The organism is Algibacter miyuki (assembly GCF_030409805.1).
GTDB lineage: Bacteria > Bacteroidota > Bacteroidia > Flavobacteriales > Flavobacteriaceae > Algibacter > Algibacter miyuki.
In genome coordinates, this window is sequence record NZ_JAUFQP010000013.1 from 1 (window position 1) to 23515 (window position 23515).

Below are 23515 nucleotides of genomic sequence, written 5' to 3' on the forward strand. Positions count from 1 at the left end.
CACTAAAGCCTTTAGTGCATTAAAATCTAGACACCATAATTACCAGAACTCATTAAAAGTAAAGCTGAATTATCGAAGTTTTGCTCAAATAAGAAAGTTTAAAATCGTCTGGATTGGTATAAATAATTAAGTCGTCGCGCTCAAAAGCCGTTGCTATTTGTTCGTGAGTTACTTCTTTTAGTTTTTTAATTTCTACTGCATGCGGCGAATAGAAAAACCACAGCGACATCAGCAGCATCTAGGGCGCCTTTGTACTCTTTTAAAAATTCAGCGTTTAAACTGCTATACGTATGCAACTCTAAACACGCTACTACTTTTCGGTTGGCGTATTGCTCTTTTACGGCGTTAGTTGTTGCCATAACCTTACTTGGAGAATGGGCGAAATCTTTATACGCTACACTTGATTGTCCTTCTGCAATTTTTTCTAAGCGTTTGCTTGCACCTTTAAATGTGGCAATAGCTTCAAAAAAATCGTCTTCATCAATCCCCATGTGTTGGCAAATCCATTTTGCACCAGCCAAATTATAAGGTTGTGCTTTCCGAAAATCTCAATAGGTAAAGCGCCTTCCGGAGTTTCTAAAAGTGTTTCTCCGTTCTCTACGGTATATTCTGGTGTTTGGTAGGCTATTTTTCTAATGGTGTTTTGGCTAGCTTCTACCACACGTTTTACTTCAGGGTCTTCTTCGTTATAGTTTATACTCCCTCGCGAACTATAGAATCTACAAATATGCTGAATTGCTCTACGTAGTTTTCATAGGTTGGAAACACATTTATATGGTCCCAAGCAATACCGCTTAACAAGGCTATATTAGGTTTATATAAATGAAACTTTGGTCGTCTATCTATTGGTGAACTTAAATATTCGTCGCCTTCGAGTACAATAAAATCGTTATCATCGGTGAGTTTTACCATAACATCAAACCCTTCGAGTTGAGCACCAACCATGTAATCGACATCTTTTTCGTGATAATGCATCACGTGTAAAATCATGGATGTTATGGTTGTTTCCCGTGGCTTCCACCAATAACTACACGCGTTTTATGTTTAGATTGCTCGTACAAAAACTCGGGATAACTGTAAATTTTAAGGTCTAATTCTTGTGCTTTTAATAACTCAGGATTATCGGCTTTGGCATGCATACCCAATACGATGGCATCCAAGTTTTCTGAAATTTTCTCTGGAAACCATCCGAAATTTTCTGGCAATAAGCCTTTGGTTTGCAGTCTGGATTTTGAAGGTTCGAAAATGGTATCGTCGCTTCCGGTAACTTGATATCCTTTATTATGAAGGGCTAATGCTAAATTGTGCATAGCCGAGCCACCAATGGCTATAAAATGTACGTTCATGTGCTGATTTTGAATACCTCAAAGATACTTTTTTGTGTTGAATTGTTGGACGCTCTCGGAGAGAAATTATCGTTTTTATGACGACGTGGTTTGACAAAAAAATCAATATTTAGGAAAAACCTATTTTAGCAAACTAGCTTGCGTGAGGGATTGCAGTGGAAAGCCCACAGCCTGACGCAGGAAGTGCGCGGACTTGTAGTGTAAAGCCCGACCCTTTTCGGGGCACGCCCAAATAATTATTTTTTGAAAATGATTTATTTTATCGGTTTCGCCAAAAGAATGGGGTAAATAAAATGAGTACGGTAAACAGCTCTAGACGCCCAATTAACATAAGGAATGAAGCCCACCATTTGGCTAACTGCGGCAGGGCTGCGTAATTGTTTACGGGACCAAAATCTCCCAAAGCAGGACCAACGTTTCCTAAACTTGATGCGGCTAAACCAATGGATGCTTCAAAGTCGATATCGAACATGGAAAACACGAGTGCGCCAATAATAAATGAGAGCATATAGAGTATGAAAAACCCCAGAATATTGAATACGATATCGCCTGAAATGGCGCGATTATTATAGCGCACAGGCAGAATGGCGTTGGGATGCAGGGTACGTTTAAACTCTAGAAATCCATTTTTTATAAGTATTAAATGGCGTACTACTTTTACACCACCCGAGGTACTTCCGGCTGAACCACCAAGAAACATGAGCCCGAAAAAGAAAACGACTAAAAAGGGTGTCCAAAGCGTATAATCTGCGGAAACAAAACCTGTTGTTGTGATTACGGATAGGACTTGAAAAAGGGAATGTCTGAAAGCGCTTTCGGCTTTACCCCAAACCATTGGATGATCGATGGTGGATAATGCAGCATCGGTTCTAAAGTAAATTATTAGTGCCGCGATGATGGTAAAAATAATGACGAACTTGGTGTATAATTTAAACTCTTCGTCTCCGAATATTTTTTGAACTTTTCCTTTAAAAGCAAAGTAACTGAGTACAAAATTGATACCTGCCAAATACATAAACACAATGATAATGTATTGAATTATAGGTTGATCGTTCCAATAGGCTACACTGGCATTTTTTGTAGAAAATCCACCTGTAGACAGTGTGCACATAGCGTGGTTGATGGCATCGAAAAAAGACATTCCTGCTAGGTTAGCAATAACGTTTCGGCAGCGGTGTAACCAAAATAGATAAGCCATAAGCGTTTTGCGGTATCGGTAATTCGAGGGTGTAATTTATCGGCACTTGGCCCTGGTGCTTCAGCTGCAAAAAGTTGCATTCCTCCAATACCTAAGAGTGGCAAAATGGCGATAGCGAGCACGATAATTCCCATACCGCCAATCCAGTGTGTTAAACTTCGCCAAAATAATACGCCTTTTGGTACGGCTTCAATATCATTTAAAATGGATGCTCCTGTAGTGGTGTAGCCCGATATGGTTTCAAAAAAAGCATTGGTAAAATTCGGGATACTATCGGTAAAAACATACGGTAATGCACCAGAAAGTGACATGATTACCCAACCGAATGACACCACAATATAGCCTTCACGCTTATTCATTTCCTTATTGTGGTCCTTGGTTAAAACCATAGCTATTACGCCACTTAAAAGCGTAGCTAAACCGGCCATTGAAATTTGAAATGTTACACCATCTTTATAGAGAAAACTAACCAATGCGGATAGCAACATAAACCCTCCGTTGAATAAAAGCAGTAAGCCTAAGAAATGAAAAATGATTTTGTAATTTAATTTCATGTCGGTTTTTCTATTGGTTTTTCAACTCTGGAAAATGTGATATTTGAGGCATTTTATTTTTTAAGACTAATACTTTTAACGGAATAGTTTTTCTACTCCTTTAATAGATTGTAATAAGCAGCAAACTACAATGCGATCGCCAGCTTGTATTTTGAAATCACCCAAAGCGATAACACCTAACCCGTCACGAATAACACCTCCAATAATGGCTGAACGCGGAAAATCTACATTTTTAATTACTTTATTACAAATAGCTGAACTTGGTTTAACTTCAAACTCTAAAAGTTCAGCATTCATGTTACTTAACTTGGTCATGGCTACCACTTCTCCTTTACGGATGTATCTAAAAATATTATTTGCAGCCAGTAACTTTTTATTGATAAGCGTTTCGATACCAATGGAATGCGATAACTCGAAATAATCCATATTCTCAACCAAAGCCACCGTTTTTTTAACACCTTTAGATTTGGCTACTAAACAAGACATGATATTGGTTTCCGAATTTTTTCCTACGGCAATAAAAGCATCCATATCGCCAATATTTTCTTCTTCTAATAAATCCACCTTTCGGCCATCGCTATGCAACACTAACACCTTTGGTAGCTCGTCTGCAATATCGAAAGCACGGTCTTTATCTTCTTCTAAAAGCTTCACATTAAATCCTTTCTCAGATAAAGATCTGGCGGTTTTAAAACCAATTTGACTTCCGCCTAAAATCATCACATTTTTAATAACCCGATTTGGTTTCCTGTAAGTCGGCATAACTCATCTTCACCACCTTTAGACGTTACAAAAACGATATGATCGCCACGTTTAAACTCCGTATCGCCACGCGGAATAATAGTAAATTGCGTACCAAAACGCTGAATTGCAATAGGCACAAAGTGTAATTCTGGAAAAATTTTAGCAGCTTGTTTTACGGTTTTCCCAACAAAGGATGCAGAACTTCTTAGAGTAAGTCCAATCATCATTAAAGCACCATTTTCAAATTCGTACGAATCATTAAATGACGATTGTTTAAGTGATAACTCAATTTCGGAAGCCGCTAAAGCTTCTGGAGAAATTAATTCATCTATTCCAAATTTTGTAAAACCAACCTCATCTTTATGATGAATAAACTCGGTATTTGAAATTCTAGCAATGGTACGTTTAGATCCTAATTGCTTAGCCAAAACACAAACTGTAATATTGGTGGTTTCGCTAGCAGTTACTGCGATAACTAAATCACTAGATTCTACTCGAGACTCTTTTAAAATAGCTATTGATGTGGCATCGCCCTTAATAACTCTAATATCTAAATGATTATCGGCATAAGCTAAACTATCTTTATCGGTATCAATTAAAGTGATTTCTTGAGACTCGTAGGAAAGGAGTTTTGCTAAATGAAACCCTACCTCACCAGCACCTGCTATAATTATTTTCATGTATAACTTCTATTGTTTTTTAACTGAAGACACATACAACTCGCTGAACCATTGGCAAACGCTTGCGGTTTCCTCGTGGCGTACTTCATTCGTGCTTCATATTAAAAAGAGATGCAAATATAAGGCAAAATTAAGACTAGTTATTTAGAATGACACTTTATAATGAACATATAATTATTTGAATACGGCGCTTTACAGCGAGATATACTTCTAAATATTGATAAATTCAATACCTTTGACAATCAAAACCAGCCGACCTCGATTTTCACTTTACGGAATATTATAAAGTCAAAATAAATTATGTAGGTTTGCCAAAAAAATAAAGATTTGTCAAAAATTAAACCATATAAAGACAGCGATTTAGGTAAGAAAGAACAAGTTACCCAAATGTTTGATACTATTTCTGGAGATTACGATGGCTTAAACCGTGTAATTTCTTTTGGAATTGATATACAATGGCGAAAAAAAGTTGTAAAAATAGTTGCAGAAAGTGCTCCAGAAAGCATTTTAGATGTAGCCACCGGAACAGGCGACTTAGCAATTAACCTAGCAGAAACAAGTGCTACCAGAATTGTTGGTTTCGATATTAGCAGTGGTATGCTAGATATTGGAAAAATAAAAGTAGCTAAGAAAAACTTAGATTCTAAAATTGAAATGATTTTAGGCGATAGTGAAAGTATGCCTTTTGAAGACAATAGTTTCGATGCCATTACAGTTGCTTTTGGTGTTCGAAATTTTGAAACTTTAGAACATGGTTTGAAAGAAATTTATAGAGTTTTAAAACCAGGAGGTACTTTCGTGATTTTAGAAACCTCAATGCCCGATAAAACACCTTATAAACAAGGCTATAATTTTTACACAAAAAATATTTTACCACTTATAGGAAAAGCCTTTTCTAAAGACAGAAGTGCTTATAAATATTTATGCGAATCGGCATCTGTTTTTCCTTATGGTGAAGCTTTGAACAATATTTTACGTAAAGTTGGGTTTATAGATGTTGAAGATTTTCCACAAACTTTTGGTGTGGCAACAATTTACAAATCGTCGAAGTAATTTATCATGAAACATATTTTATCCCTAATCGCCTTTTTATTTATAATACAAACCTCGAATGCGCAGCTATTTAAAAAAGAAAAAGTGCGTTACGATGCTAATACAGGCAGTGGCTCTACCGATTACAAATTGCTACGTTGGGGGTATTTTTTAGGATTTAACAATTACGATTTCAATTTTGACTACAACGAAAATCTAAAAGATATTAGCGTATCTACAACCACTGGTTTTAATGTAGGTTTAATTGGAAACCTTCGTATTAACGACTATTTAGATTTACGCTTAGAGCCCGGTTTACTTATAACCACAAGAGAATTAAATTACGACCCTTCGTACTTTTCTGGCACTCCAAGAAATATCGATTTGGTAAGAGAAGTGAAATCGACTTACATTCATATCCCATTATTATTAAAAATATCCACCAAGCGTATTAATAATTTTAAGCCTTTTATGTTGGTGGATTTTCAACAGCACTAAACCTGTCGAGTAATCAAGATAACCCAAACGATAATTCAAACGGACAATTTAGAACGACAAAAAATTCTCAATTTTACGAACTTGGTTTGGAATAGATTTCTATTTATACAATTTTAAATTCACCCCTTCTATTCGCGGATTATTTGGTTTAAATGATGAATTGGTTCGTGATGACGACCCAAATAGTGCATGGACCAGTAATATCAATAGCATGCAAACACGTGGTGTATTTATTAATTTTACTTTTCAGTAGAGGTTATAAAAACAGACTGATTGCATAGGGTGTATACAAGATGAAAGCCATTTTATTACTAGGCTCAAAATCCATTCTAATTCACTAATGTAAAAAAAAAAACCAAACTACAACCTCGAAAACAGTAATTCTATTGTTGTAACAGAATCATATTGTAAGTCATTCAAAAAAAACATTATATTTGGCAATAAAAAAAGAAAATGTTCTTTAACTCAATAGATTTTGCAATATTTTTACCTATAGTGTTTTTATTATATTGGTTTGTTGCAAATAACAATTTAAAACTTCAAAATTTCTTAATCGTTCTTGCTAGTTATGTGTTTTATGGTTGGTGGGATTGGAGGTTTTTATCCCTAATTTTATTTAGTACAATAATTGATTACTCAATAGGAGTTCGACTGTCAAAAGAAAAAACTTTATCTAAAAGAAAAATATTACTTTGGTTAAGTATACTTGTAAACCTTGGCTTTTAGGTTTTTTTAAATACTACAATTTCTTCCTTGACAATTTCATCTCAGCTTTTTCTTTTTTGGAACACCAATAAACACCCAAAGTTTAAATATAATATTACCAGTTGGAATAAGCTTTTACACCTTTCAAACTCTAAGTTATACAATAGATGTCTATAAAGAAAAACTTGAGCCAACAAAAGATTTTATTGCATTTACTGCATTTGTTAGTTTTTTTCCTCAACTTGTTGCTGGACCAATTGAAAGAGCTACAAATTTACTCCCTCAATTCTACAAAAAACGAACTTTTGAATACAATAAAGCTATTGATGGACTAAGACAAATACTATGGGGATTATTCAAAAAATTGTAATCGCTGATAATTCTGCAAAAATAGCAAATGAGGTATTTAATAATTCAACCGATTATTCTGGAAGCACATTATTTCTAGGAGCAATATTTTTTACATTCCAAATATATTGTGATTTCTCTGGATATTCAGATATTGCAATTGGCACATCAAGGCTTTTTGGCTTCAATTTAAAGCAAAATTTTGCTTTCCCTTATTTTTCAAGAGATCCCGCCGAATTTTGGAGACGTTGGCATATATCACTTTCAACTTGGTTTAGGGATTATCTATATATTCCTTTAGGAGGAAGTCGCGGAGGAACCTGGATGAAAATCAGAAACACATTTATAATATTTGCGGTAAGTGGGTTTTGGCATGGAGCTAACTGGACATTTATTGCCTGGGGGATCTTAAATGCTTTATATTTTATGCCATTTCTCTTATTAAACAAAAACAGGGTAAACACAAATATTATTGCACAAGGAAGGCATTTACCAAATTTCAAAGAAATCTGTCAAATGACCATTACATTCGGCTTAACAGTATTAGCCTGGGTCTTTTTTAGAGCTGAAAACATCACACATGCATGGTCTTATTTATCCGAGATTTTCTCAAAAACAATATTTTCATTACCAAAATTCTTGGATCCATTTCATGCTTTAACAACTCTAATTATAATATTTATATTTTTAACTATAGAATGGATTGGACGAGACGAACAATATGCAATTGCAAACATAAAAAAGACATCAAAAGCCATTTTTAGATATGCTTTTTACTACACCATAGTAATCGCTATATTTTGGTTTGCGGGGGAAGAACAACAATTCATATATTTCCAATTTTAATCAATTTTGAGCATGAAAAAATTTATAATAAAAATCGTATTCTTCATTTTACCCATACTCATATTTCCCGTTTTACTAAAACAGGTTGATAGTTATATTTTTAAGAAAACAACAACTAATTTAAAGGGCAACATTCTTGTTTTAGGAGATTCCCATACGCAAACAGGAATTAATGATAATTTAAACATTGCATTAGATAACTTATCACAATCAAGCGAAACATATTTTTTCTCATACTATAAATTGAAAAAAATAATTTCTCAAAGAAAACCCGCAATGATTATTCTTGGATTATCCCCACACAACTTGACCTTTTTTCAAGATGAAAAAACATACGGATTTAATGAGTCCACTCGATTTAAAGCTCTTTGGGAAAGATATTATTTCAGTTTAAATTATGAAGGAATAAAAACTTTAAACAAAAATTCGTCAACAAATGTTTACTCTATTACTACTAATATACTTAACACTAATTTTAAAGAAATATTAAGAGGAAAGAATGCCTATATTGGTGGATTTAGAAAATCCGAAGAAACTAATTTAGATTCAATATTGCTAAATAATAAAATTAAAATTCATTTTTATAATAATAAAAATAAGGTATACAAAGAAAGTCAAGTCCAAATAGAATACCTTAATAAGATATATGACTTATGTAAGGAAAACGATATAATATTCAACGTTATAAATCTACCAACTCATAAATTGTACAAATCAAAAATTCCTAATGAAGTTTTAAATACTTATGACAAAATTATTAAAAACCTTAAAAACAAAGGAGTTACAACTCTAGACTATTCTTTAATGGATTTACCAAATAATTATTTTGGGGATGGAGATCATCTAAATTATTTTGGCGCAAACAAGATAACCCAAAAGCTCATAGAAGATCTAGATTTATAAAAAACAATGTAATTCATGCTATTTACTGTTCCTTCTTTTCACTTCTCCTTTTATATAATTTGTAGATAAGCAATATTATTGTAACTGACATTAATACATAATATAGTAACTTTAAAACATCAACTACCTTCACGCCTCCATTCACTAAGTAATACAGCGGTTGCCGTAGCCACATTCAAACTCTCAGTAGCTTGTAAATCGCCAAATCTTGGGATGGTTATTTTCAGTAATTAAATTTTCAACAGCTTTAGAAACTCCATTGGCTTCATTTCCCATAACTAATACAGCATCTGTAGGCAATGCCGACTGATACACGTTTTCACCTTCCATAAATGCTCCAAAAACAGGTGCCTCCACATCCTTTAAAAAAGTTTCTAAATCTACATAACTAATATTTACACGGGTAATAGACCCCATGGTTGCTTGTATTACCTTTGGATTAAAACAATCTACGGTAGCCTTACTACACACCAACTTCTTTACACCAAACCAATCGCAGAGACGTATAATGGTTCCTAAATTCCCAGGATCGCGAACATCATCCAAAACCACAATTAAACCTTTGTTTTCTATAGTTGGCTGCTTTGGAATTTCAAAAACAGCCAAAGCTTTATTAGGTGTTTTTAAAAAACTAATGCGTTTTAAATCCGTTTCACTCACTAAAACCTCATTTTTGGCACTACTATTGAGAGTTTCTGTAGTATATAATGCGTGAAGCTTTAATGACGATGCCAACAGTTCGGTTATGGTTTTAACACCTTCAACAACAAATAAACCGTGTTCTTGTCTAAACTTTTTTTGCTTTAAACTCGTAATTAATTTTATTTGGCTTTTACTAAGCATGCCTTTTCTATTTTTTGATAAAGAAAAAGAAAAGGCATGCTTAGTAAAAGCCAAATAAATTAATTACGAGTTTAAAGCAAAAAAAAGTTTAGACAAGAACACGGTTTATTTGTTGTTGAAGGTGTTAAAAACCATAACCGAACTGTTGGCATCGTCATTAAAGCTTCACGCATTATATACTACAGAAACTCTCAATAGTAGTGCCAAAAATGAGGTTTTAGTGAGTGAAACGGATTTAAAACGCATTAGTTTTTTAAAAACACCTAATAAAGCTTGGCTGTTTTTGAAATTCCAAAGCAGCCAACTATAGAAAACAAAGGTTTAATTGTGGTTTTGGATGATGTTCGCGATCCTGGGAATTTAGGAACCATTATACGTCTCTGCGATTGGTTTGGTGTAAAGAAGTTGGTGTGTAGTAAGGCTACCGTAGATTGTTTTAATCCAAAGGTAATACAAGCAACCATGGGGTCTATTACCCGTGTAAATATTAGTTATGTAGATTTAGAAACTTTTTTAAAGGATGTGGAGGCACCTGTTTTTGGAGCATTTATGGAAGGTGAAAACGTGTATCAGTCGGCATTGCCTACAGATGCTGTATTAGTTATGGGAAATGAAGCCAATGGAGTTTCTAAAGCTGTTGAAAATTTAATTACTGAAAAAATAACCATCCCAAGATTTGGCGATTTACAAGCTACTGAGAGTTTGAATGTGGCTACGGCAACCGCTGTATTACTTAGTGAATGGAGGCGTGAAGGTAGTTGATGTTTTAAAGTTACTATATTATGTATTAATGTCAGTTACAATAATATTGCTTATCTACAAATTATATAAAAGGAGAAGTGAAAAGAAGGAACAGTAAATAGCATGAATTACATTGTTTTTTATAAATCTAGATCTTCTATGAGCTTTTGGGTTATCTTGTTTGCGCCAAAATAATTTAGATGATCTCCATCCCAAAATAATTATTTGGTAAATCCATTAAAGAATAGTCTAGAGTTGTAACTCCTTTGTTTTTAAGGTTTTTAATAATTTTGTCATAAGTATTTAAAACTTCATTAGGAATTTTTGATTTGTACAATTTATGAGTTGGTAGATTTATAACGTTGAATATTATATCGTTTTCCTTACATAAGTCATATATCTTATTAAGGTATTCTATTTGGACTTGACTTTCTTTGTATACCTTATTTTTATTATTATAAAAATGAATTTTAATTTTATTATTTAGCAATATTGAATCTAAATTAGTTTCTTCGGATTTTCTAAATCCACCAATATAGGCATTCTTTCCTCTTAATATTTCTTTAAAATTAGTGTTAAGTATATTAGTAGTAATAGAGTAAACATTTGTTGACGAATTTTTGTTTAAAGTTTTTATTCCTTCATAATTTAAACTGAAATAATATCTTTCCCAAAGAGCTTTAAATCGAGTGGACTCATTAAATCCGTATGTTTTTTCATCTTGAAAAAAGGTCAAGTTGTGTGGGGATAATCCAAGAATAATCATTGCGGGTTTTCTTTGAGAAATTATTTTTTTCAATTTATAGTATGAGAAAAAATATGTTTCGCTTGATTGTGATAAGTTATCTAATGCAATGTTTAAATTATCATTAATTCCTGTTTGCGTATGGGAATCTCCTAAAACAAGAATGTTGCCCTTTAAATTAGTTGTTGTTTTCTTAAAAATATAACTATCAACCTGTTTTAGTAAAACGGGAAATATGAGTATGGGTAAAATGAAGAATACGATTTTTATTATAAATTTTTTCATGCTCAAAATTGATTAAAATTGGAAATATATGAATTGTTGTTCTTCCCCCGCAAACCAAAATATAGCGATTACTATGGTGTAGTAAAAAGCATATCTAAAAATGGCTTTTGATGTCTTTTTTATGTTTGCAATTGCATATTGTTCGTCTCGTCCAATCCATTCTATAGTTAAAAATATAAATATTATAATTAGAGTTGTTAAAGCATGAAATGGATCCAAGAATTTTGGTAATGAAAATATTGTTTTTGAGAAAATCTCGGATAAATAAGACCATGCATGTGTGATGTTTTCAGCTCTAAAAAAGACCCAGGCTAATACTGTTAAGCCGAATGTAATGGTCATTTGACAGATTTCTTTGAAATTTGGTAAATGCCTTCCTTGTGCAATAATATTTGTGTTTACCCTGTTTTTGTTTAATAAGAGAAATGGCATAAAATATAAAGCATTTAAGATCCCCCAGGCAATAAATGTCCAGTTAGCTCCATGCCAAAACCCACTTACCGCAAATATTATAAATGTGTTTCTGATTTTCATCCAGGTTCCTCCGCGACTTCCTCCTAAAGGAATATATAGATAATCCCTAAACCAAGTTGAAAGTGATATATGCCAACGTCTCCAAAATTCGGCGGGATCTCTTGAAAAATAAGGGAAAGCAAAATTTTGCTTTAAATTGAAGCCAAAAAGCCTTGATGTGCCAATTGCAATATCTGAATATCCAGAGAAATCACAATATATTTGGAATGTAAAAAATATTGCTCCTAGAAATAATGTGCTTCCAGAATAATCGGTTGAATTATTAAATACCTCATTTGCTATTTTTGCAGAATTATCAGCGATTACAATTTTTTTGAATAATCCCCATAGTATTTGTCTTAGTCCATCAATAGCTTTATTGTATTCAAAAGTTCGTTTTTTGTAGAATTGAGGGAGTAAATTTGTAGCTCTTTCAATTGGTCCAGCAACAAGTTGAGGAAAAAAACTAACAAATGCAGTAAATGCAATAAAATCTTTTGTTGGCTCAAGTTTTTCTTTATAGACATCTATTGTATAACTTAGAGTTTGAAAGGTGTAAAAGCTTATTCCAACTGGTAATATTATATTTAAACTTTGGGTGTTTATTGGTGTTCCAAAAAAAGAAAAAGCTGAGATGAAATTGTCAAGGAAGAAATTGTAGTATTTAAAAAAACCTAAAAAGCCAAGGTTTACAAGTATACTTAACCAAAGTAATATTTTTCTTTTAGATAAAGTTTTTTCTTTTGACAGTCGAACTCCTATTGAGTAATCAATTATTGTACTAAATAAAATTAGGGATAAAAACCTCCAATCCCACCAACCATAAAACACATAACTAGCAAGAACGATTAAGAAATTTTGAAGTTTTAAATTGTTATTTGCAACAAACCAATATAATAAAAACACTATAGGTAAAAATATTGCAAAATCTATTGAGTTAAAGAACATTTTCTTTTTTTATTGCCAAATATAATGTTTTTTTTGAATGACTTACAATATGATTCTGTTACAACAATAGAATTACTGTTTTCGAGGTTGTAGTTTGGTTTTTTTTTTACATTAGTGAATTAGAATGGATTTTGAGCCTAGTAATAAAATGGCTTTCATCTTGTATACACCCTATGCAATCAGTCTGTTTTTATAACCTCTACTGAAAAGTAAAATTAATAAATACACCACGTGTTTGCATGCTATTGATATTACTGGTCCATGCACTATTTGGGTCGTCATCACGAACCAATTCATCATTTAAACCAAATAATCCGCGAATAGAAGGGGTGAATTTAAAATTGTATAAATAGAAATCTATTCCAAAACCAAGTTCGTAAAATTGAGAATTTTTTGTCGTTCTAAATTGTCCGTTTGAATTATCGTTTGGGTTATCTTGATTACTCGACAGGTTTAGTGCTGTTGAAAATCCACCAACAATAAAAGGCTTAAAATTATTAATACGCTTGGTGGATATTTTTAATAATAATGGGATATGAATGTAAGTCGATTTCACTTCTCTTACCAAATCGATATTTCTTGGAGTGCCAGAAAAGTACGAAGGGTCGTAATTTAATTCTCTTGTGGTTATAAGTAAACCGGGCTCTAAGCGTAAATCTAAATAGTCGTTAATACGAAGGTTTCCAATTAAACCTACATTAAAACCAGTGGTTGTAGATACGCTAATATCTTTTAGATTTTCGTTGTAGTCAAAATTGAAATCGTAATTGTTAAATCCTAAAAAATACCCCCAACGTAGCAATTTGTAATCGGTAGAGCCACTGCCTGTATTAGCATCGTAACGCACTTTTTCTTTTTTAAATAGCTGCGCATTCGAGGTTTGTATTATAAATAAAAAGGCGATTAGGGATAAAATATGTTTCATGATAAATTACTTCGACGATTTGTAAATTGTTGCCACACCAAAAGTTTGTGGAAAATCTTCAACATCTATAAACCCAACTTTACGTAAAATATTGTTCAAAGCTTCACCATAAGGAAAAACAGATGCCGATTCGCATAAATATTTATAAGCACTTCTGTCTTTAGAAAAGGCTTTTCCTATAAGTGGTAAAATATTTTTTGTGTAAAAATTATAGCCTTGTTTATAAGGTGTTTTATCGGGCATTGAGGTTTCTAAAATCACGAAAGTACCTCCTGGTTTTAAAACTCTATAAATTTCTTTCAAACCATGTTCTAAAGTTTCAAAATTTCGAACACCAAAAGCAACTGTAATGGCATCGAAACTATTGTCTTCAAAAGGCATACTTTCACTATCGCCTAAAATCATTTCAATTTTAGAATCTAAGTTTTTCTTAGCTACTTTTATTTTTCCAATATCTAGCATACCACTGCTAATATCGAAACCAACAATTCTGGTAGCACTTGTTTCTGCTAGGTTAATTGCTAAGTCGCCTGTTCCGGTGGCTACATCTAAAATGCTTTCTGGAGCACTTTCTGCAACTATTTTTACAACTTTTTTTCGCCATTGTATATCAATTCCAAAAGAAATTACACGGTTTAAGCCATCGTAATCTCCAGAAATAGTATCAAACATTTGGGTAACTTGTTCTTTCTTACCTAAATCGCTGTCTTTATATGGTTTAATTTTTGACAAATCTTTATTTTTTTGGCAAACCTACATAATTTATTTTGACTTTATAATATTCCGTAAAGTGAAAATCGAGGTCGGCTGGTTTTGATTGTCAAAGGTATTGAATTTATCAATATTTAGAAGTATATCTCGCTGTAAAGCGCCGTATTCAAAATAATTATAAAGTGTCATTCTAAATAACTAGTCTTAATTTTGCCTTATATTTGCATCTCTTTTTAATATGAAGCACGAATGAAGTACGCCACGAGGAAACCGCAAGCGTTTGCCAATGGTTCAGCGAGTTGTATGTGTCTTCAGTTAAAAAACAATAGAAGTTATACATGAAAATAATTATAGCAGGTGCTGGTGAGGTAGGGTTTCATTTAGCAAAACTCCTTTCCTACGAGTCTCAAGAAATCACTTTAATTGATACCGATAAAGATAGTTTAGCTTATGCCGATAATCATTTAGATATTAGAGTTATTAAGGGCGATGCCACATCAATAGCTATTTTAAAAGAGTCTCGAGTAGAATCTAGTGATTTAGTTATCGCAGTAACTGCTAGCGAAACCACCAATATTACAGTTTGTGTTTTGGCTAAGCAATTAGGATCTAAACGTACCATTGCTAGAATTTCAAATACCGAGTTTATTCATCATAAAGATGAGGTTGGTTTTACAAAATTTGGAATAGATGAATTAATTTCTCCAGAAGCTTTAGCGGCTTCCGAAATTGAGTTATCACTTAAACAATCGTCATTTAATGATTCGTACGAATTTGAAAATGGTGCTTTAATGATGATTGGACTTACTCTAAGAAGTTCTGCATCCTTTGTTGGGAAAACCGTAAAACAAGCTGCTAAAATTTTTCCAGAATTACACTTTGTGCCTATTGCAATTCAGCGTTTTGGTACGCAATTTACTATTATTCCGCGTGGCGATACGGAGTTTAAACGTGGCGATCATATCGTTTTTGTAACGTCTAAAGGTGGTGAAGATGAGTTATGCCGACTTACAGGAAAACCAAATCGGGTTATTAAAAATGTGATGATTTTAGGCGGAAGTCAAATTGGTTTTAAAACCGCCAGATCTTTATCTGAGAAAGGATTTAATGTGAAGCTTTTAGAAGAAGATAAAGACCGTGCTTTCGATATTGCAGACGAGCTACCAAAGGTGTTAGTGTTGCATAGCGATGGCCGAAAGGTGGATTTATTAGAAGAAGAAAATATTGGCGATATGGATGCTTTTATTGCCGTAGGAAAAAATTCGGAAACCAATATCATGTCTTGTTTAGTAGCCAAATCTAAAGGTGTTAAAAAAACGGTGGCTTTGGTTGAGAATATGGATTATTTCGAGTTATCGCATTCCATTGGTATCGAAACGCTTATCAATAAAAAGTTACTGGCTGCAAATAATATTTTTAGATACATCCGTAAAGGAGAAGTGGTAGCCATGACCAAGTTAAGTAACATGAATGCTGAACTTTTAGAGTTTGAAGTTAAACCAAGTTCAGCTATTTGTAATAAAGTAATTAAAAATGTAGATTTTCCGCGTTCAGCCATTATTGGAGGTGTTATTCGTGACGGGTTAGGTGTTATCGCTTTGGGTGATTTCAAAATACAAGCTGGCGATCGCATTGTAGTTTGCTGCTTATTACAATCTATTAAAGGAGTAGAAAAACTATTCCGTTAAAAGTATTAGTCTTAAAAAAATAAAATGCCTCAAATATCACATTTTCCAGAGTTGAAAAACCAATAGAAAAACCGACATGAAATTAAATTACAAAATCATTTTTCATTTCTTAGGCTTACTGCTTTTATTCAACGGAGGGTTTATGTTGCTATCCGCATTGGTTAGTTTTCTCTATAAAGATGGTGTAACATTTCAAATTTCAATGGCCGGTTTAGCTACGCTTTTAAGTGGCGTAATAGCTATGGTTTTAACCAAGGACCACAATAAGGAAATGAATAAGCGTGAAGGCTATATTGTGGTGTCATTCGGTTGGGTAATCATGTCACTTTCTGGTGCATTACCGTATGTTTTTACCGATAGTATCCCGAATTTTACCAATGCTTTTTTTGAAACCATATCGGGCTACACCACTACAGGAGCATCCATTTTAAATGATATTGAAGCCGTACCAAAAGGCGTATTATTTTGGCGAAGTTTAACACACTGGATTGGCGGTATGGGAATTATCGTGCTCGCTATCGCCATTTTGCCACTCTTAGGTATTGGAGGAATGCAACTTTTTGCAGCTGAAGCACCAGGGCCAAGTGCCGATAAATTACACCCTCGAATTACCGATACCGCAAAACGCTTATGGCTTATCTATTTTGGTTACACCGCTGCCGAAACGTTATTGCTAAACCTAGCAGGAATGTCTTTTTTCGATGCCATCAACCACGCTATGTGCACACTGTCTACAGGTGGATTTTCTACAAAAAATGCCAGTGTAGCCTATTGGAACGATCAACCTATAATTCAATACATTATCATTGTGTTTATGTATTTGGCAGGTATCAATTTTGTACTCAGTTACTTTGCTTTTAAAGGAAAAGTTCAAAAAATATTCGGAGACGAAGAGTTTAAATTATACACCAAGTTCGTCATTATTTTTACCATCATCGCGGCACTAATAATTTACTTTAGAACCGATGCTGCATTATCCACCATCGATCATCCAATGGTTTGGGGTAAAGCCGAAAGCGCTTTCAGACATTCCCTTTTTCAAGTCCTATCCGTAATCACAACAACAGGTTTTGTTTCCGCAGATTATACGCTTTGGACACCCTTTTTAGTCGTTTTCTTTTTCGGGCTCATGTTTCTTGGTGGTTCAGCCGGAAGTACCTCGGGTGGTGTAAAAGTAGTACGCCATTTAATACTTATAAAAAATGGATTTCTAGAGTTTAAACGTACCCTGCATCCCAACGCCATTCTGCCTGTGCGCTATAATAATCGCGCCATTTCAGGCGATATCGTATTCAATATTCTGGGGTTTTTCATACTCTATATGCTCTCATTTATTATTGGCGCACTCGTGTTTTCCATGTTCGATATCGACTTTGAAGCATCCATTGGTTTAGCCGCATCAAGTTTAGGAAACGTTGGTCCTGCTTTGGGAGATTTTGGTCCCGTAAACAATTACGCAGCCCTGCCGCAGTTAGCCAAATGGTGGGCTTCATTCCTTATGTTAATTGGGCGTCTAGAGCTGTTTACCGTACTCATTTTATTTACCCCATTCTTTTGGCGAAACCGATAAAATAAATCATTTTCAAAAAATAATTATTTGGGCGTGCCCCGAAAAGGGTCGGGCTTTACACTACAAGTCCGCGCACTTCCTGCGTCAGGCTGTGGGCTTTCCACTGCAATCCCTCACGCAAGCTAGTTTGCTAAAACATAGGTTTTTCCTAAATATTGATTTTTTTGTCAAACCACGTCGTCATAAAAAACGATAATTTCTCTCCGAGAGCGTCCAACAATTCAACACAAAAAAGTATCTTTGAGGTATTCAAAATCAGCACATGAACGTACATTTTATAGCCATTGGTGGCTCGGCTATGCACAATTTAGCATTAGCCCTTCATAATAAAGGATATCAAGTTACCGGAAGCGACGATACCATTTTCGAACCTTCAAAATCCAGACTGCAAACCAAAGGCTTATTGCCAGAAAATTTCGGATGGTTTCCAGAGAAAATTTCAGAAAACTTGGATGCCATCGTATTGGGTATGCATGCCAAAGCCGATAATCCTGAGTTATTAAAAGCACAAGAATTAGACCTTAAAATTTACAGTTATCCCGAGTTTTTGTACGAGCAATCTAAACATAAAACGCGTGTAGTTATTGGTGGAAGCCACGGGAAAACAACCATAACATCCATGATTTTACACGTGATGCATTATCACGAAAAAGATGTCGATTACATGGTTGGTGCTCAACTCGAAGGGTTTGATGTTATGGTAAAACTCACCGATGATAACGATTTTATTGTACTCGAAGGCGACGAATATTTAAGTTCACCAATAGATAGACGACCAAAGTTTCATTTATATAAACCTAATATAGCCTTGTTAAGCGGTATTGCTTGGGACCATATAAATGTGTTTCCAACCTATGAAAACTACGTAGAGCAATTCAGCATATTTGTAGATTCTATAGTTCGCGGAGGGAGTATAAACTATAACGAAGAAGACCCTGAAGTAAAACGTGTGGTAGAAGCTAGCCAAAACACCATTAGAAAAATAGCCTACCAAACACCAGAATATACCGTAGAGAACGGAGAAACACTTTTAGAAACTCCGGAAGGCGCTTTACCTATTGAGATTTTCGGAAAGCACAACCTTAATAATTTGGCTGGTGCAAAATGGATTTGCCAACACATGGGGATTGATGAAGACGATTTTTTTGAAGCTATTGCCACATTTAAAGGTGCAAGCAAACGCTTAGAAAAAATTGCAGAAGGACAATCAAGTGTAGCGTATAAAGATTTCGCCCATTCTCCAAGTAAGGTTATGGCAACAACTAACGCCGTAAAAGAGCAATACGCCAACCGAAAAGTAGTAGCGTGTTTAGAGTTGCATACGTATAGCAGTTTAAACGCTGAATTTTTAAAAGAGTACAAAGGCGCCCTAGATGCTGCTGATGTCGCTGTGGTTTTCTATTCGCCGCATGCAGTAGAAATTAAAAAACTAAAAGAAGTAACTCACGAACAAATAGCAACGGCTTTTGAGCGCGACGACTTAATTATTTATACCAATCCAGACGATTTTAAAACTTTCTTATTTGAGCAAAACTTCGATAATTCAGCTTTACTTTTAATGAGTTCTGGTAATTATGGTGGTCTAGATTTTAATGCACTAAAGGCTTTAGTGGAGTAGAGTTGTGGTAATGCTAGAGTGAAGTTTAAAACATAATGCTATTATCTTTTCAACCAAAGGAATAATAGTCTTTTTACATAATACTCTTACTTTTGAGGTAAGATTTTTAGTTAAAAAAATATCGTTTTTAACTAAAATGTTTTATTTAAAAAGTGATTTTTCATATTAAAAAGGTTAGAAATACGGATAGTCTGTACTGTAAGTTATTTGGTAATTTCCGACCTAAACTATGAAAATTAAGCCAATACGTTTTGTTTGTTTTTTCTAGAAAACCGCTGAATTACAGATAAAGTATTGTAAGAAAATAAATAGCTTGTAAAAGTTGATTTTTAAAATTTCGATTGATATTAGTTTTAATCGTTTGTTATTTAAGTCCCTAACACTAAAATTATAAACATGAAAGTTAATCAGATTTCCATAGACGAGAATAACTGGTCTGTGGGTTTAGATGCAATAAATATTAGGCCAAGTGTCATATTGCTTTTTGTGTCACCCGAGTTTCCGTTTAGGCAAGAGTTTTTGTCTAAAGTAAATCTATGCTACCCAGATGCCATCATCATTGGTTGTTCTACTGCCGGGGAAATTTCAGACATTACAGTAAAAGATAAAACCATTTCTTTAACGGCTATTCAATTTGAAAAAACGACCTTGAAGTTGGTTTCTCTTGATGTGAAAAATAGCGAAGCATGTAAAAATACAGGTAAGGAAATAGGAGAAATGCTTTATAATAAAGACTTAAAACATGTTTTGGTTTTAAGTGACGGGCTTCTCCAAAATGATGTTGATTTGGTTTCAGGCTTAAAAAAAACTTTAAATAACGTTAGTGCTACAGGAGGTTTTGCTGGCGACGGCACAAATTTCAAAAAAACCTTCGTCATTAAAAATAATGAAATACTAGATAACACCGTTCTTGCTCTAGGTTTTTATGGCGATAGTATTCAAGTTGGTTACGGCAGTAAAGGTGGCTGGGATAGTTTTGGTATTGAGCGTTTGGTTACTAAATCTCACAAAAATGTATTGTACGAACTTGATGGGCAGCCGGCATTAGAGCTTTATAAACGTTTATTGGGTGAAGATGCTAAAGATTTGCCAGGTTCAGGACTTTTATTTCCTTTTAAAATTAGAAGCGGGAAAAATGGCGTGCCGGTAGTTCGAGGTATTTCTGGAATCAATGAGGAAGACCAAAGTTTAACTTTTGGATCTAATATTCCGCAAGGCGCATATTTGCGTTTAATGAAAGGGAATCTAGATCGTTTAATAAATGGTGCCGAAGAAGCTGCTACAGATGCTGTGCAAGGTTTTACAGAAGCGTCGAGTTTAGCGATATTAGTAAGTTGTGTGGGCAGGCGATTGGTTTTAAGGCAACTCGTTGAAGAGGAAGTTGAGGTTGTAAAAGAGGTGGTAGGAAACGAAACAAGTATCACTGGGTTTTATTCGTATGGTGAAATTGCACCTGTGGATAAAGCAACATCTACTGAATTACATCATCAAACCATGACGGTTACAACCATTTCTGAATGTTAGAAAAAGATTACCACAGGTTGTTGAGGCGTCAACTAAAAAAAGCAGGTTTACAAGATAGTGATAACCCCGAATTAATGGTGTTTTTAAATTCGGTAAACGCTGCATATAACAGCTTTGATAGAGATGTTAGTCATTTAGAAAATATTCTAGAATTTAGTTCTAAAGAGCTTTTCGAGTCAAATAAGAAATTAACGAACGAACGTGATACGTCTATTACCAAGTTAGGCCATGTGGTAGATAATATTGGAGGCATTATTTTTGAAACCGATGTTCACGGTAATTTTACATATTTAAATATTGCATGGGAAGAGTTTACTGGGCATAAAATTAAAGACTCTTTAGGAAGAAATTTTAAAGAATTTGTATTAGAAAAGGATGTAGAAGAAACTGATGAGTACGCCGGATTTTTTGTTAAAAAACGAAGTTGTTTCATTTTTAAGGCGGTGCATAACGAGCAATTACTGTGGCTTGAATTAAATGCTAAACACTTTAGAAATATAGAGAATGAATCTTACGGATTCATAGGAAGTATAACCGATATAACCGATTTAAAAGAAGCTGAAATAAAACTGCAAAAAGCCAGTAACTCTAAAGATGAGTTTATTTCAACCATGTCTCACGAGATTAGAACGCCTTTAAATGCCGTTACGGGCTTAACTAATATTTTACTCATGGAAGATTATTTGCCTGAACAGGTAGAAAATCTTAAAGCATTAAAATATTCAGGAGAACATTTGCTGGGACTAATTAACGATTTATTAGATTTTGATAAAATAAAATCGGGCAAATTAAAAGTTCAAAAAAGAGATTTCAGCTTAACCTATTTTTTAGATAATATAAACTCGCAATTTACGCTACTCGCAGAAAAAAAGAACATCACTTTTGAAGTGGTAAAAGAAAATAAGATAAGTGATAATATTATTGGAGATAAGGTTATTCTTACTCAAATTATTAAAAATTTACTCAGCAACTCGTTTAAGTTTACCGAACAAGGTGGTGTTGCTCTTAAAGTAAAGGAAACAAGATTAAGTGAAAATAGAATTAGTCTTGGGTTTTTTATTGTTGATACTGGCATTGGAATCTCTAAAAGTAAGCAGACCAGTATTTTTGATAGTTTTGTTCAAGCCAGTTCAGAAACCGCTGTTAAATATGGCGGTACGGGATTAGGTTTAACTATTTCGAAACGCTTATTAAAACTTCAAAATAGCGATTTAAAACTCATCAGTAAATTAGGTGAAGGGTCTACTTTTTTCTTCGCACTAGAATATGATGTAGATAAAAATAGCAATCAAACTGTTTTTGTCCCAGCGCCGTTAAAAACGGACTATAAGGCATTGAATATAAATGTATTAGTCGCTGAAGATAATAAGATGAACGTGCTTATTATGAAACGTTTTTTTGCTAATTGGAAAATTAATTACACCATTGCCGAAAACGGAGAGGAAGCTTTAAAGCACTTTAAGGGTGATAATTTTAATTTCGATTTGGTGTTAATGGATTTACAAATGCCTATTATGAATGGTTATCAGGCCACTAAAATCATAAGAAGGCTTAAAGATCCAGTGAAATCCAATGTGCCTATTATTGCTTTAACGGCATTAGCTCAAATTGATATTAAAGAGAAAACTAAAACACATAAAATGAATGGATTTATGGGTAAACCTTTTGATCCTGATCAATTGTATGCGCTTATAAAATCTTACAGCAGGTAATTTATAGGATAAATAATACAAGTAAACCGTTAGTTATTTTAGACGCATTTTTTTATCATTCTGAAAAAGAAGAGTGGAAAAAAATATGTAGCTTTATCAAATGGCGGAAAAACAAAAGGCGTTTTCAATTAAAGATTGGAGTCAAGACGATCAACCTCGCGAAAAATTATTATACAAAGGAAAAGCGGCATTAAGCGATGCTGAACTTGTTGCTATATTAATAGGTTCGGGCAATCGTGAGGAAAATGCCGTGGCCTTATGTAAACGCATATTTTCGAGTGTAAATCATAATTTAAGTGCTTTAGGCAGGTTATCCATAAAGCAACTTATGGCATTTAAAGGCATTGGAGAAGCGAAAGCCATAACAATTATAGCTGCTATGGAATTAGGCCGACGCAGACGGGGAGAAGAGGCTCTGGAAAAAATGAAAATAACCTCTAGTAAATCGGTTTTCGAGCTCATGCAACCAGAAATAGGAGAACTTGAGCATGAAGAGTTTTGGATTATTTACTTAAATAACTCGAATAAAGTTATTCAGAAAAACCAATTGAGTAAAGGCGGCATTACCGGAACGCTCGTAGATGTTCGCTTAGTTTTAAAAACCGCGTTGGAAGTTGGTGCTGTAGGGCTAATTTTAGCCCATAATCATCCGTCTGGAGCTTTAAACCCGAGTGAAGCCGATAAAAATATTACGCAAAAATTAAAAATTGCAGCACAAAGTTTAGATATAAAAGTGCTAGATCACTTAATTATTACCGAAAAAGCATACTTTAGTTTTGCCGATGAAAATGTATTATAATTTAACGCTTAGAAGTTGAATATTATTAACCTTTTCTTT

Annotated in this window: 12 protein-coding genes and 7 pseudogenes; 11 read left to right on the forward strand and 8 right to left on the reverse strand. The window is 33.9% G+C overall.

The features are described from left to right. The 3 pseudogenes from QWY92_RS12205 to trkA (QWY92_RS12215) all read right to left on the reverse strand — a co-directional run. Positions 1–1346, reverse strand: a pseudogene (locus QWY92_RS12205) (UDP-N-acetylmuramate--L-alanine ligase); the annotation flags it as partial. Positions 1347–1605: 259 nt separating this feature from the next. Beyond that, positions 1606–3098 (reverse strand): annotated as a pseudogene (locus QWY92_RS12210) (TrkH family potassium uptake protein). Between the two features lie 75 nt (positions 3099–3173). Then, a pseudogene (gene trkA / locus QWY92_RS12215) lies at positions 3174–4522 on the reverse strand (Trk system potassium transporter TrkA). Between the two features lie 327 nt (positions 4523–4849). On the opposite strand from trkA (QWY92_RS12215), the gene ubiE (QWY92_RS12220) reads away from it, so the two are divergent. The 4 genes and pseudogenes from ubiE (QWY92_RS12220) (at position 4850) to QWY92_RS12235 (ending at position 8854) form a co-directional block, all read left to right on the forward strand. Beyond that, positions 4850–5575, forward strand: coding sequence for a bifunctional demethylmenaquinone methyltransferase/2-methoxy-6-polyprenyl-1,4-benzoquinol methylase UbiE (gene ubiE / locus QWY92_RS12220; RefSeq protein ID WP_290271670.1), 726 nt, complete (start codon positions 4850–4852; stop codon positions 5573–5575). A gap of 6 nt (positions 5576–5581) precedes the next feature. Further along, positions 5582–6305, forward strand: a pseudogene (gene porT / locus QWY92_RS12225) (type IX secretion/gliding motility protein PorT/SprT). A gap of 200 nt (positions 6306–6505) precedes the next feature. Further along, positions 6506–7951, forward strand: a pseudogene (locus QWY92_RS12230) (MBOAT family O-acyltransferase). A 12-nt stretch (positions 7952–7963) separates the two neighbouring features. Beyond that, positions 7964–8854 carry an LB_356 family protein gene (locus QWY92_RS12235; RefSeq protein ID WP_290271672.1) on the forward strand — a complete coding sequence of 297 codons (891 nt, stop codon included), beginning with the start codon at positions 7964–7966 and terminating at the stop codon, positions 8852–8854. 119 nt (positions 8855–8973) lie between these two features. Here QWY92_RS12235 and QWY92_RS12240 read toward each other — a convergent pair. After that, positions 8974–9697 (reverse strand): annotated as a pseudogene (locus QWY92_RS12240) (TrmH family RNA methyltransferase). A gap of 36 nt (positions 9698–9733) precedes the next feature. On the opposite strand from QWY92_RS12240, the pseudogene QWY92_RS12245 reads away from it, so the two are divergent. Then, positions 9734–10459 (forward strand): annotated as a pseudogene (locus QWY92_RS12245) (TrmH family RNA methyltransferase). Positions 10460–10634: 175 nt separating this feature from the next. Here the strand turns inward: QWY92_RS12245 and QWY92_RS12250 are convergent. The 4 genes from QWY92_RS12250 to ubiE (QWY92_RS12265) all read right to left on the reverse strand — a co-directional run bounded on the left by QWY92_RS12250 (position 10635) and on the right by ubiE (QWY92_RS12265) (position 14586). Continuing rightward, the gene (locus QWY92_RS12250) at positions 10635–11468 is read right to left on the reverse strand and encodes an SGNH/GDSL hydrolase family protein (RefSeq protein WP_290271674.1); all 834 of its coding nucleotides are present in this window, start codon (positions 11466–11468) and stop codon (positions 10635–10637) included. Positions 11469–11480: 12 nt separating this feature from the next. Further along, a complete protein-coding gene (locus tag QWY92_RS12255) occupies positions 11481–12929 on the reverse strand; it encodes an MBOAT family O-acyltransferase (RefSeq protein WP_290271675.1) in 1449 nt (482 codons plus the stop codon). A 199-nt stretch (positions 12930–13128) separates the two neighbouring features. Next, the gene (gene porT / locus QWY92_RS12260; protein ID WP_290271677.1) at positions 13129–13854 is read right to left on the reverse strand and encodes a type IX secretion/gliding motility protein PorT/SprT; all 726 of its coding nucleotides are present in this window, start codon (positions 13852–13854) and stop codon (positions 13129–13131) included. A gap of 6 nt (positions 13855–13860) precedes the next feature. Beyond that, on the reverse strand, positions 13861–14586 hold the full coding sequence (gene ubiE, locus QWY92_RS12265) for a bifunctional demethylmenaquinone methyltransferase/2-methoxy-6-polyprenyl-1,4-benzoquinol methylase UbiE (protein WP_290271670.1): 726 nt from the start codon (positions 14584–14586) through the stop codon (positions 13861–13863). A gap of 317 nt (positions 14587–14903) precedes the next feature. Here ubiE (QWY92_RS12265) and trkA (QWY92_RS12270) point away from each other — a divergent pair, with 317 nt between their 5' ends. The 6 genes from trkA (QWY92_RS12270) (at position 14904) to radC (ending at position 23476) form a co-directional block, all read left to right on the forward strand. Further along, on the forward strand, positions 14904–16253 hold the full coding sequence (gene trkA, locus QWY92_RS12270; protein ID WP_290271679.1) for a Trk system potassium transporter TrkA: 1350 nt from the start codon (positions 14904–14906) through the stop codon (positions 16251–16253). 76 nt (positions 16254–16329) lie between these two features. After that, on the forward strand, positions 16330–17823 hold the full coding sequence (locus tag QWY92_RS12275) for a TrkH family potassium uptake protein (RefSeq protein ID WP_290271681.1): 1494 nt from the start codon (positions 16330–16332) through the stop codon (positions 17821–17823). A 262-nt stretch (positions 17824–18085) separates the two neighbouring features. After that, complete coding sequence (locus tag QWY92_RS12280; RefSeq protein ID WP_290271683.1) at positions 18086–19441, forward strand: UDP-N-acetylmuramate--L-alanine ligase; 1356 nt, start codon at positions 18086–18088, stop codon at positions 19439–19441. Positions 19442–19837: 396 nt separating this feature from the next. Next, a complete protein-coding gene (locus QWY92_RS12285; RefSeq protein WP_290271684.1) occupies positions 19838–20965 on the forward strand; it encodes an FIST signal transduction protein in 1128 nt (375 codons plus the stop codon). Then, positions 20959–22677, forward strand: coding sequence for a response regulator (locus QWY92_RS12290; RefSeq protein WP_290271685.1), 1719 nt, complete (start codon positions 20959–20961; stop codon positions 22675–22677). The genes QWY92_RS12285 and QWY92_RS12290 overlap by 7 nt, the downstream gene beginning before the upstream one ends. A gap of 100 nt (positions 22678–22777) precedes the next feature. Beyond that, on the forward strand, positions 22778–23476 hold the full coding sequence (gene radC, locus QWY92_RS12295) for a RadC family protein (protein WP_290271687.1): 699 nt from the start codon (positions 22778–22780) through the stop codon (positions 23474–23476). Positions 23477–23515: the final 39 nt, after the last annotated feature.